Below are 12,196 nucleotides of genomic sequence, written 5' to 3' on the forward strand. Positions count from 1 at the left end.
GTTATTTAAAGTGATGCGGTTTCATTTATTGATAATTATAACAATGTAGATAAAGGTGGAGAAACGATGAAGTTTACTGATGGAAATTGGATGATCCGTGAACAGTATGAGGTGAAAAGTGCAGTAGAACCATATGATCATTTTATAGAAAATAATGAGCTAACTGTGCACGCATCTCCACGTCCAATACTCATTCGATCCAATATATTGAATACGCCGTTGTTAACCGTTCAGTTTCATTCGCCAAGACCTGGAATTATCGGTGTAAAGTTAGTTCATTTTGATGGCATAGAACCACGTGGACCGCACTATGTTTTGACTCCAGAGACGGGCGATTATGTGCATATCGAAGAAACGGACAATGAAATAATATTTACTAGTGGTTCGTTACGTGCTCATGTGCTAAAAGGGGAAGAGTGGAATATTTCATTCTATCGAGGAGAGAAGCGACTGACGGGTAGCCGAGTGAGGTCGATGGCCTACATCATAGAAGGTAACACAAAGACATATATGCGGGAAGAATTAGACTTAGGCGTAGGTGAGTTAGTTTACGGATTAGGTGAGCGATTTACTTCTTTTGTGAAAAATGGTCAAGTGGTTGATATGTGGAACAAAGACGGTGGAACAAGCTCGGAGCAAGCGTACAAAAATGTTCCATTCTATATAAGTAATGAAGGCTATGGTGTATTTGTTAACCATCCAGAACTTGTTTCCTTTGAAGTTGCCTCGGAAAAAGTGAAAAAAGTGCAGTTTGCAGTAGAAGGAGAATCGTTGGAATACTTTGTTATCGATGGTCCGGATATGAAGGATGTATTAGTGAAATATACAGACTTAACCGGCAAACCGGCATTGCCTCCAGCGTGGTCTTTTGGTTTATGGCTGACAACGTCGTTTACGACTAGTTATGATGAAGAAACAGTTAATACATTTATTGATGGGATGGCTGAAAGAAATTTACCGCTCAGTGTCTTTCACTTCGACTGTTTTTGGATGAGCGGTTTTCATTGGACAGATTTTACTTGGGATAAACAAACGTTTCCAGATCCAGTAGGGATGCTGCAACGCTTGAAAGCAAAAGGGATGAAAATCAGCGTATGGATTAATCCTTATATTGCCCAGCGCTCTAAACTGTTTGCTGAAGGAAAGAAACATGGTTATTTGCTCAAAAAACCTGATGGTAATGTGTGGCAGACGGATATGTGGCAAGCAGGAATGGGAATTGTCGATTTTACCAATCCAGCCGCTTGTGAATGGTTCGCCCAATATTTACGTGATTTGATTGATCAAGGCGTCGATAGTTTTAAGACTGATTTCGGTGAACGAATTCCAACCGAGGTTGTGTACTATGATGGTTCAGATCCACAAAAAATGCATAATTACTATGCGTATTTGTACAATAAAGTTGTCTTTGAAGTATTGGAAGAAAAATTAGGTAAAGGTGAAGCGGTAGTATTCGCTCGTTCCGCAACGGCTGGTGGTCAGCAGTTCCCTGTCCATTGGGGTGGAGATTGTAATTCCGATTATGAATCGATGGCAGAAAGTTTACGTGGCGGTTTGTCATTAGGATTATCTGGATTTGCCTATTGGAGCCATGATATTGGTGGTTTTGAAAATAAGCCGCAAGCCGATGTGTTTAAACGTTGGTTGGCATTTGGTTTGCTTTCTAGTCATAGTCGTCTTCATGGAAGCAAATCGTATCGAGTGCCATGGGTATACGACGAAGAAGCGGTAGATGTTACTCGTTATTTCACTAATTTAAAATGTAAACTGATGCCTTATTTATATAAATCGGCAACACAGGCGCATGAACAAGGTATTCCTATGATGCGTGCGATGGTGTTAGAATTCCCTAATGATCCTGCAGTAGAGTATATTGATCGACAATATATGTTGGGAGATCATTTGTTAGTAGCTCCAGTCTTAAGCGCAGATGATGTTGTAAAATATTATTTGCCGGCAGGGAAGTGGACTCATTTCATAAGTGGTGAAGTGATAGAGGGTGGAAAGTGGTTAAAGGGAGAATATGATTTCTTCAGTTTACCTCTATATGTTCGTCCGAATACGATCGTCGTACATGGAGCGAATGATACTCGTCCAGATTATGACTATGCTCTTGATGCGACGATAGCTATTTATCAGTTAGAAGATGGAAAGCGCACCGCTACTACTATTAATAATGCGAGTGGACAAGTAGAAGTGAGCGTGCAAGCGGCGAGAGAACAGGATAAAATAACGATAGACGTTGCAGGCAGTGGTAAGCCATTCTCTATTCGAGTTTATGATGATAAACAAGTAACAGCAATCGATGGAGGAATTGGAGAAATCATCGACGGGATAGTTAAAATTCCAGCTGGTAAGGAACAAATAACGTTAACGCTACAATTATAAACTGCTCCATGTCTAGTTGATAGTATAAAATACAAAATAGTTAGATGAGAAACCTCAGCTCATTTGAACAGAGCTGAGGTTTTTTGCTATGCAGCCTCAAAGCTTGGAATTGACTTGCGCTCAAGCGGACATTACAACCCCAAAAGACGGAGCACTACTTACGTAAGGAGGAAACGCAAGTGTACAAGTTGGTACACGCGTACTTACAATGTTTTTGCAAGAAACATACATCGGAAGCTTATACTAAAGTTCCCAGGTTCGCTTCATATTCGATGCTGACTAAGCTACGTTAGCATAGACATTGGTATCTAATTCCGCTTTTTGAACTACATCTCAAAGAAGTGTTTCAGCTCCATCGATAAATACCTCACTCCCCGTCACATGGCTTGATCTTGAGGATGCTAGAAATAGTACTAGATCAGCAACTTGTTCAGGCTGGCCTGGGGAGTGTTCAAGTGGCTGGCTTCCTTGAGGGTATGTAACTGGAATTTCAATTTTACTCACTTCTGGTTGGCGGAAGGTGTTTTCTCCAATATTCGTTGCAATAGCTCCAGGGCAGATGACATTTACTCTAATTTTGTAGCGAGCAAGTTCTAGTGCTGCCATCTTTGCGAAGGCAACTTGACCAGCTTTGGAGCTACTATAAGCAGACATACCGAAGCTTGAAAATTTGCGACTACCATTAATTGAACTTGTAACGATGATGCTACCACCATTAGTTTTCATATGAGGGATGGCATATTTTACGGTTAGAAAGGTACTTTTAAGATTGGTAGTTAATGTTTCATCCCATTGCTTTGGCGTAATATCTTCAATAGGGGCTACAGTACCGTTAATTCCCGCATTTGCAAAAATAATATCTAGCTGACCAAATTTCTCTACTGCTTGATTCACTGCCTTCTCCACACGTTCTGGATTAGCAACATCGGTATCGATGAATAAGCAAGTACCTCCAGATTGTTCAATATGTTGGACGGTTTTTTCTGAACGCTCATTATTCAAATCAACTAATACAATTTTTGCCCCTTCTTGTGCCATCAGTAGCGCTGTTGCATGTCCGATACCGGAAGCAGCACCAGTAATTAATGCGACTTTTCCTTTAAGTTGTTGCTGATTCATTGTGTATACCTCCTGAACTATTTATGGTTGCTATTAGACAAAAGTATTTGCGATCATGATGTATTGTTTTACAAGCATTTCTATTAAGATGACCAATTACGAGAGAAATACCCATAAATAGTATCAGTCTAAACAATAAATTAATAATGACTAAATAGAGAGACCTCTAAAATACTAATAAGTTGACATTTATAATTTGAATATGTAATATACATTAAAATTGAATAATTAAAAGTCAGTGATAAAGAGAGTAATTCATTGGAACTGGATAGCGAATTAGGGATAGTGAAAGCCTAATACACGACCAATGGATGAACCGCACTTTTGAGATATTTCTTGAACAATGAGTAGAGAAAATCGGGGAGACACCTCGTTAACAACGGAAAGCGGTCACTTATAAGTGGCAACTAGAGTGGTACCACGGGAAATTATGCTCTCGTCTCTTATTTAGAGACGGGAGCTTTTTTATTTGAGAGGAGAAAAGAAGATGATCTATGAACAATTGGCATCTCTTATTGCCCAAGCATTAAACGATGAATTATCGAATGAAGAGGTTGAAACATTACTAGAAAAACCAAAAAATTCGGAGATGGGGGATATAGCATTTCCGTGTTTTACATTAGCGAAAAAGCTAAGAAAAGCACCTCAACGCATTGCATCAGAATTAGCAGAGAAGCTACAAGCAGAAGAGATTCAAGAAATAAATGTAGTAGGTGGGTATGTAAATATATTTCTCAATCAAGAGAAACTTACGAATCATGTATTACATGCCATCATGAACAATAAGGATCAATATGGCTCAAGTCCATCAAGAAAAGAAAATGTAGTCATTGACTACTCTTCACCTAATATTGCTAAACCGTTCTCAATGGGACACTTAAGATCAACAGTAATTGGGCATGCGCTCGCTAATATTGCTGAAAAAAGTGGATACACGGCAGTTAGAATTAATCATCTAGGAGATTGGGGTACACAATTCGGCAAATTAATCGTTGCTTATCGACTGTGGGGAAATAAAGAGGCTATAGAAGCGTCCCCAATTCAAGAACTGTTGAAGATTTATGTGAAGTTTCATGATATGGCTGAAACGGATGAATCGTTGAATGAGCAAGCACGTGCTGCCTTTAAATCACTAGAAGACGGTGAAAGTGAAGCACTTGCCCTGTGGAAATGGTTCCGTGACGCTTCACTAACTGAATTTGAGACCATCTATCAAATATTAGGGATAACGTTTGATTCCTATACTGGTGAAGCATTCTACAATGATAAAATGAAACCGATTGTCGCAGAGTTACAGGAGAAAAACCTGCTTACATTATCAGATGGTGCATATGTAGTGGAAATGGATGATCAAATGCCGCCATGTCTAATTACGAAGACGGATGGAGCGACATTGTATGCTACGCGTGATTTAGCAGCAGCTGTCTATCGTCATAATGAATATAACGCAGTGAAAACATTTTATGTAGTAGGTAATGAGCAGTCGCTTCACTTTAAGCAATTGTTTAATGTTCTTAACAAGATGGGATATGAGTGGGCGAATGAGTTACAGCATGTTCCATTTGGTATGATGCTGAAAGATGGCAAGAAAATGTCTACACGAAAAGGAAAGGTTGTTTTGCTAGCTGATGTATTAGCAGAAGCGGTCGATACGGCAATGCTGAACATCGAAGCGAAAAATCCAAATTTAGAGCAGAAGGCATTAGTTGCGAAGCAAGTTGGAGTTGGAGCAGTTATTTTTAATGATCTAAAAAATGATAGAATGAACGATATTGAGTTCTCTCTTGAACAAATGATGAATTTTGAAGGGGAGACAGGTCCATACGTGCAATATACATATGCTCGTATTTCATCAATTCTTGAAAAGGGGAACTATAAAGATCAATCCTTAGACTTTACAGCTTTAGGGGAATACGCTTGGCCAATTATAGTTATGTTAGAACAATTTCCGTTGACGGTACAAAAGGCTTTTCTATTAGCAGACCCATCACAAATCGCAAAATTCAGTTTACACTTAGCTAGAGCATTCAATAAATATTACGCTCATACAAAAGTGTTAAATGATGATGAATATCAGCAAATGAAGTTAGCATTCGTTCATTGTGTAGCAATAATTCTGAAAGAATCATTAAGAATGCTTGGAATTTCAGCTCCAAATAAGATGTAATAACAACACGAATAATTTCAGGAGATGCTGCTTGTTATCGCGGTATCTCCTTTTTTTATGTGGCTTGATAGGTTTTGGATGCAGCAAGAGTTAAAGATATTTACTAGCTTCTCGGATACTTAACGGTGCAAGTTGCTCTCGATACTTCTCAATGAAATCACTTACCCATTGAGGGTTAGTTTTACTATAATCACGTAAGCTCCAGCCAATTGCTTTATTGATAAAAAATTCAGTTTGTCCAAGATTATTTGTAAGAATCATATTTAGTAAGTCGGTGTTTGTCTTTTCCTTGCGTGAAAGCTGGTGATCGATAGCGATTCTTCTAAGCCAAATGTTTTCGTCGGTACTCCATGTAATCATTAACTGTTCTACCTCAGTATTAGCAAGTGCAATATATCCGACTAACCCATCAATTCCGTCGACAGTATCCCACCATGACTTTGATATTGCTAGTCTCTTCAAATGGGGAATATCTGTAGCAGTAAGATATTTCTTCATAAGCATTAGATAATCAAGTGCTACATATTGATACTCTCTAAACGGACGATCCCAACATTCATTAATGAAATTCCAATCGATCTGTTTTTCTTTCTTTGCTTGTTGGAAATATGGTTTATGTAATGCTTTTCGCATCGGAGTTGGAATTCCTAGAAAAGCGAATTGATCTCGCATGTATGCACTCATTTTTACAGCTTGCTCAGCATTCCCACTATTTTCTATGTCTATTATTAAATTTGTAAAATTCATCGTTTGCTCTCCTTTAATCTATATATTTTAAATAATTTCGAATTGTTGCGATTACAACGTTAAATAGGATCACTTATGTTGAATTAAGCTATAATGAAATTGAGGTGAGCAATTGATGGTAGTTACAAGCGTATCGGATGAGCAATGGCAAGCAATTATAAATAACGATTTGTCTTATGACACACAGTTTTGGTACGGTGTACATTCTACCAAAATTGTATGCAGACCTTCTTGCCGTTCGAGAACGCCTCGACGTGATGGGATTACAATATATGATAATATTCAATTGGCACTCGCGCAAGGTTATAGATCTTGTAAGAGATGCAAGCCAGAAGGTATAACTGTACCACAGCAACAGTGGATAGACAGCGTGCAACTATGGATTGACGAGCATTTGCATGAACAATTAACGCTCAGTAAGATCGCCACACATAATCATAGCAGTCCTTATCATTTACAACGTGTCTTCAAACAACAATTAGGCATTAGTCCTAACGGTTATATTCAGCAGCAAAGAATGAAAGAAGCTGCACAATTACTTGTAACAACTAAGCTATCCGTTACAGCAATTGGTGAACAAGTTGGTATGGAAAATGCTACTTATTTCAATACATTATTCACGAAAATTATGGGGATTAGCCCATTACAATATCGGAAAAACCAGTGTGGAAAAATACAAAATGATGGGAAAAGAATATGATGGGAAAACATATATATTGGTCGGATTTACACCAGAATGACAAGAGCTACCTTATGGCAGCAACAAAGCAAGGGCTTTGTTATTTTGGTTCACCTAATGGAGACTGGAATGATCTCATTGCTTGGTGTAATAAATATATAAAACAATACGAGCTTATTGAGAGTACTGTAATATTAGCTCCTTATGTTGCGCAATTACAAAAGTACTGGGAGGGTGAAATTAGACAAATTTCGCTAACACTCGATATGCGTGGAACAGATTTTCAACAGCAAGTATGGAATGAACTACAACGTATTCCATATGGTGAGACGGTTACCTATCAGCATATTGCCAATCAATTAGGTAAGCCAACAGCGGCAAGAGCAGTAGGTACTGCCATTGGAAAAAATCCAGTACTTATTGCAGTCCCTTGTCATCGAGTAATTGGTTCAAATGGTAAATTAACAGGTTTTCGTGGAGGGCTCAAGATGAAGCAGGAGCTATTAGAGTTGGAGCAAGCGTGCCGCTGTACTGACTAATCGTGATGCATGGTGTGAACGCTGCGAAGACCAATTGCTGTTTCAATCGTGATGCATGGTGTGAACGCTACGAAGCCTAATTGCTGTTTCAATCGCCGTTGTCCTCGGATTTATTGTAATGGTAATCGTAGTATAAATCCAAGGACAAAAACGACCGCTATCGCTTTTTACTAGCAATTAGTCTTCTACGCTTTGTATACGCTTGGGGAGAAGTAGTGCGAGCATTTGCATTGACGAGTTTAGAAAGTTCCATACGCCGCCACCCTGAACACCGGTAGTAAAGTCGATTGAACAGCGTACTGTTCGTGCATCGATGGTAGAACATCATCTATAATGATAAGCACATAAAAGAGAGGCTAATCCGTGTTGGACTAGCCCCCTTTTATGTGCTTAATTATTATTTCAACTTGAAGGCAACATCGATCTCATCGATACGAGCAGGTTCCATATTAATAATAGGACCTAATGCTTTGGCAGCAATAACAGCCATTGCACTGTATTCTGCTACTTCTAGTCGGTCAAAGGCACTTAATAGACTAGATCCCGTTACGACAGCACAGCAATTTTGGCCAATAACTATTGGTGTCTGCGTTGTAAATAACTTAGCGGTTTCTTCTTCACGCGTGTACAAATCATCATGAGGAACTTTCGGAATATCACGTAACAAGATGTAACTTTCAGGAATCATACGTGAATCGAATGTTTCATCTGTAATTGCGAAAGCCATAATATTCGGCGGATGTGCCAAAATAATGGATTTGATATGCGGTTGAGCATCATAGATTGCTTGTTGTAGTTTAATAGAACGACTTGGCTTCTTACCAGCTTCACGCTTACCATTTTTAATACGAACAAGATCAGAAGGTTCAAGGTATTTTCGATCCATATTGAATGGCGTCGTAATAATTGAACCATCAGATAGACGTTGCGAGAATGTTCCTTGTGTACTTGTGAATAGTTGTTGCTCGTAAGAACGATGAATTAATTTACACATTTCACGACGAGCTTCGCGTTCCTCACTTGTAATCGTTGCCGGTGTAAATTGCTCAAGCTCTGACTCATGAGCGACAATATCAACCGTAGAGACAAGCTCAGCAGGTGTACCAATACGACGTGCATTAATTTCTAATCTTGCGCAATATTCTAATGTTTCAAAACGTTGAAAAGCTTCGAATAGATCGTTTCCAGCAACGACAACACCATGGTTTTCAAGCATAACGGTATTAATACCACTTGCAAAAACATCTGCTATTTTGTTGCCTAGATCCATACTGCCTGGAAGTCCATACTCTGCCATACCAACTGTGCCACATACACGATAGTCATGAGGAAGTAACTCTACATTCGGTATTTGGCGCACGATACTAAAGGCAATTAGTGCAGGGGGATGGGCATGTACAACTGCTTTCAGATCAGGACGTTTCGCATAGATCAGTTTGTGGAAGGGATATTCACTAGACGGGCGATGTTTACCGACAATCGTGCCATCAGCCTTCACGCAAACGATATCCTGTCTAGTTAATTCTCCTTTATCAATACTTGCTGGTGTAATCCACATATCGCCGTTCTCATCGACTACAGATAGATTACCTCCTGAAGTTGTCGTCATTCCATAGCTATAAATACGTTCCATCATCATTACGATCTGATCGGATGGGTGAAGATAATTAATATTCATACAATAAGCTCCTTCTCAATTTAATTCGTTGTCATTGTTCTCAGATGTAGTATTAAATTAGTGGTTTACGTTGAGTTGAAATTAAATTAGTTAAGATGTAACGGAAGCCTACAAGCTTTTCATTACTTTATGAGCAGCTTCAATTGTATAATCGATATCTGCTTCAGTATGAGCTATAGTCATAAACCATGCTTCATATTTTGATGGAGCTAGATTGATACCCTCCTCAAGCATACCTTTGAAGAAACGTCCGAACACTTCTCCATCTGTATCTAGAGCCTGATCATAGTTGGTTACTTCATGATTACAGAAGTGGGTAGATAATGAACCAACGATTTGGTTAATCGTTAGAGGAATTCCGTTTGCTTGAGCGGCATTAAGTAATCCATCCTTTAATCTACGAGCTAATGCATCCATACGGTTATAAATTCCAGCTTCTTGTAAAACTTCAAGACAAGCAATACCAGCAGAGATTGAAGCAGGATTACCTGCCATAGTACCTGCTTGATAAGCAGGGCCTAGTGGAGCTACCTTCTCCATAATTTCACGACGACCACCATAAGCTCCGATTGGGAGACCACCACCAATAATTTTACCTAATGCAGTAAGGTCAGGTTCAATCGCTTGATGATCTGGAAAAGCAGAGTATGTTTGCGTTGAGCCATAATGGAAGCGGAATGCACTTATTACTTCATCATAGATTACAAGAGCTCCAGCCTCTCTAGAAAGCTTACATACAGCTTCAAGGTAGCCTTCTTTAGGCATAACCATGCCGAAGTTACCGACGATTGGTTCAATCATAACGGCTGCAGTTTCTGGACCCCAACGTTGCAGTGCGGCTTGCAGTGCTTCAACATCATTATAAGGAACAGTAATAACCTCTTGGGCAATACTTACTGGAATCCCAGCACTATCTGGAATACCTAGAGTAGAAGGACCAGAGCCAGCTGCTACTAATACGAGATCAGAGTGTCCGTGGTAGCAACCTGCGAATTTAATAATTTTATTGCGATTTGTGTAAGCACGAGCAACACGAATCGTAGACATAACAGCTTCTGTACCTGAGTTCACGAAACGAACTTTGTCCATAGATGGAATAGCTTCTTTAAGCATTTTTGCCAAAGTAATTTCTAATTCCGTTGGCGTACCATAAAGCGTACCGTTTTGAGCAGCCGTAACAATAGCGCTGGTAATATGAGGATGAGCATGTCCTGTAATAATTGGTCCATATGCAGCTAAGTAATCTAAGTATTTGTTATTATCAACATCCCAAAAGTATGCACCTTCAGCTTTTTTCATAAATACAGGCGCACCGCCACCTACTGCTTTATACGAGCGAGAAGGGGAATTTACTCCACCAACGATATGTTGTAAAGCTTGTTCATAAAGCGCCTCTGAAGTTTTTCTTTGTCGTGACATATAAGTAATCCTCCAATTTTTAATAAGTTCTAGATATACTTCTATGTACTGAAAAATACACCGGAAGTATAATCTTGAATTTTTTAATGCAACATGATGTCCATCCTAGTGATGAAAAATATATCGCAAGTCACAATCTATGGTCTATTAGTTAATTGTTATCTACATAACAATACATGGGAGCGCAAGATGCGTTCCCATGTATTGTACTTGCTATATGAGTGGTTTACTCTCAACCTTGAATGATTATCTCAGTAGAAAATTAATCTATTCTGTACTAGTAGATGAGTTGGTTGCCTCTGTATCGCCTGATGGATCGATTGTAGGGTCTGGCTTAGGAGTAACAACTTCTTGTACATAGTTATGAATATCATCTTTGCTCGTGTAACTTAATACTTCAGCTCCGCCCTTATTTATTTCTCGCAAATAATCGAAAGGAGGGATTTGAGCACTATCTCCCATTTTAATACCCAAACCTGTTTGACCAAGTTTTAACATATCTGTAACAGTCATGTTCGTATCAATATATGGGGATACACTATCTAAAATTTTCTTCATATTAATAATGTTCCAAGTGGATTGCATTTCTTTGGCAACAGTCATTATGAAAGCACGTTGTCGCTCTGTACGAGTATAGTCACTCATCGCATCATGACGGAATCGAACATATTGTAACGCCTTATCGCCATCTAATAATTGATAACCAGCTTTAAGGTCAATATCATAGCGATTTTTATCAGCATTATCTTTATATTTCATATCCTTCTCGACCGTATAGTTTACACCACCGATAGCATCAACTAAAGCTTTGAATCCTTCGAAATCTGTATAAACATAGTATTGAATCTCGAGACCGGTAAGATCGCCAATCGTTTTCATTGCAAGTGGTGCGCCGCCTAATGTAATTGCTGTGTTAATACGTCCTTGGCCGTAACCTTCGATATCTGTCCACGTATCACGAAGTATGCTGAATAGGTTAGCTTGTTTCGTTACAGGATCTATTGAAGCAACCATCATGGAATCCGAACGAGTTTCTTCCATACCTTGAGCTTCACGTGCATCTGCACCGAGCAATAGAATGTTGACACGTTCTTTGCCTTCCCAATTAGGAATATCGACGACAATATCAGGATCTTCTTTGTTAATAATTGAATCGCCTTTATCCTTATTGAAACTGTCCAATGAACTTGCTATCCCCGCTCCCCAATATACCGCTGCTCCAATAATGAGAACTAGAATAATGATGACCGATGATAATAACCATTTTGATTTTTTTTGTTTTGGCTTTGACCTTGTACGCATCGCGTGTTTGGTCTCCTTTCAGTTAGAACATAATGTAGTGTTCATGCATCAGATAGAACTTCGTGTTATGCTAGGTACATATTTTTTTATTCGCGTAAATACATAATGTTTTTGCAATAATACATTTACGAGCTGACAGAAGTTTTGTATGATTACAT

9 protein-coding genes and 1 other annotated feature are annotated in these 12,196 nt (G+C 39.0%); of the genes, 4 read left to right on the forward strand and 5 right to left on the reverse strand.

Going from position 1 to position 12,196, the window contains the following annotated elements; translation table 11 throughout:
• The first annotated feature begins 66 nt into the window (after positions 1-66).
• Positions 67-2,388, forward strand: coding sequence for an alpha-xylosidase (gene yicI / locus NV377_RS22450; RefSeq protein WP_258203051.1), 2,322 nt, complete (start codon positions 67-69; stop codon positions 2,386-2,388).
• Positions 2,389-2,721: 333 nt separating this feature from the next.
• Here yicI and NV377_RS22455 read toward each other — a convergent pair whose 3' ends face one another.
• Positions 2,722-3,507: an SDR family oxidoreductase gene (locus tag NV377_RS22455; RefSeq protein WP_258203052.1), complete on the reverse strand. Its 786-nt coding sequence runs from the start codon at positions 3,505-3,507 to the stop codon at positions 2,722-2,724.
• Positions 3,508-3,736: 229 nt separating this feature from the next.
• Positions 3,737-3,954: a binding site (T-box leader), on the forward strand.
• A gap of 40 nt (positions 3,955-3,994) precedes the next feature.
• On the opposite strand from NV377_RS22455, the gene argS reads away from it, so the two are divergent.
• On the forward strand, positions 3,995-5,674 hold the full coding sequence (gene argS, locus NV377_RS22460) for an arginine--tRNA ligase (RefSeq protein WP_258203053.1): 1,680 nt from the start codon (positions 3,995-3,997) through the stop codon (positions 5,672-5,674).
• Positions 5,675-5,764: 90 nt separating this feature from the next.
• Here argS and NV377_RS22465 read toward each other — a convergent pair whose 3' ends face one another.
• Positions 5,765-6,421: a DNA alkylation repair protein gene (locus NV377_RS22465; RefSeq protein WP_258203054.1), complete on the reverse strand. Its 657-nt coding sequence runs from the start codon at positions 6,419-6,421 to the stop codon at positions 5,765-5,767.
• Positions 6,422-6,536: 115 nt separating this feature from the next.
• Between NV377_RS22465 and NV377_RS22470 the strand changes: the two genes are divergently transcribed.
• Both NV377_RS22470 and NV377_RS22475 read left to right on the forward strand, forming a co-directional pair.
• Entirely contained in the window at positions 6,537-7,121 is a 585-nt protein-coding gene (locus tag NV377_RS22470; protein ID WP_258203055.1) for a bifunctional transcriptional activator/DNA repair enzyme AdaA, read from the forward strand.
• 53 nt (positions 7,122-7,174) lie between these two features.
• Positions 7,175-7,639: a methylated-DNA--[protein]-cysteine S-methyltransferase gene (locus NV377_RS22475; RefSeq protein ID WP_373425847.1), complete on the forward strand. Its 465-nt coding sequence runs from the start codon at positions 7,175-7,177 to the stop codon at positions 7,637-7,639.
• Between the two features lie 397 nt (positions 7,640-8,036).
• Here the strand turns inward: NV377_RS22475 and NV377_RS22480 are convergent, their stop codons facing one another.
• From NV377_RS22480 to NV377_RS22490, 3 genes are all read right to left on the reverse strand, one after another.
• Positions 8,037-9,317 carry a class II aldolase/adducin family protein gene (locus tag NV377_RS22480; protein WP_258203056.1) on the reverse strand — a complete coding sequence of 427 codons (1,281 nt, stop codon included), beginning with the start codon at positions 9,315-9,317 and terminating at the stop codon, positions 8,037-8,039.
• A 108-nt stretch (positions 9,318-9,425) separates the two neighbouring features.
• The gene (locus NV377_RS22485; protein WP_258203057.1) at positions 9,426-10,736 is read right to left on the reverse strand and encodes a glutamate-1-semialdehyde 2,1-aminomutase; all 1,311 of its coding nucleotides are present in this window, start codon (positions 10,734-10,736) and stop codon (positions 9,426-9,428) included.
• A 267-nt stretch (positions 10,737-11,003) separates the two neighbouring features.
• The gene (locus tag NV377_RS22490; RefSeq protein WP_258203058.1) at positions 11,004-12,038 is read right to left on the reverse strand and encodes an LCP family protein; all 1,035 of its coding nucleotides are present in this window, start codon (positions 12,036-12,038) and stop codon (positions 11,004-11,006) included.
• Positions 12,039-12,196 lie beyond the last annotated feature (158 nt).

It is taken from the genome of Paenibacillus endoradicis, assembly GCF_024721975.1.

Excerpts from the sequence above, each read along its gene's own strand:
- NV377_RS22465 (WP_258203054.1), bottom strand. The coding sequence starts at position 6,421 with ATGAATTTTACAAATTTAATAATAGACATAGAAAATAGTGGGAATGCT.
- argS (WP_258203053.1), top strand. The coding sequence starts at position 3,995 with ATGATCTATGAACAATTGGCATCTCTTATTGCCCAAGCATTAAACGAT.
- NV377_RS22490 (WP_258203058.1), bottom strand. The coding sequence starts at position 12,038 with ATGCGTACAAGGTCAAAGCCAAAACAAAAAAAATCAAAATGGTTATTA.
- NV377_RS22480 (WP_258203056.1), bottom strand. The coding sequence starts at position 9,317 with ATGAATATTAATTATCTTCACCCATCCGATCAGATCGTAATGATGATG.
- NV377_RS22470 (WP_258203055.1), top strand. The coding sequence starts at position 6,537 with ATGGTAGTTACAAGCGTATCGGATGAGCAATGGCAAGCAATTATAAAT.
- NV377_RS22475 (WP_373425847.1), top strand. The coding sequence starts at position 7,175 with ATGGCAGCAACAAAGCAAGGGCTTTGTTATTTTGGTTCACCTAATGGA.
- yicI (WP_258203051.1), top strand. The coding sequence starts at position 67 with ATGAAGTTTACTGATGGAAATTGGATGATCCGTGAACAGTATGAGGTG.
- NV377_RS22455 (WP_258203052.1), bottom strand. The coding sequence starts at position 3,507 with ATGAATCAGCAACAACTTAAAGGAAAAGTCGCATTAATTACTGGTGCT.
- NV377_RS22485 (WP_258203057.1), bottom strand. The coding sequence starts at position 10,736 with ATGTCACGACAAAGAAAAACTTCAGAGGCGCTTTATGAACAAGCTTTA.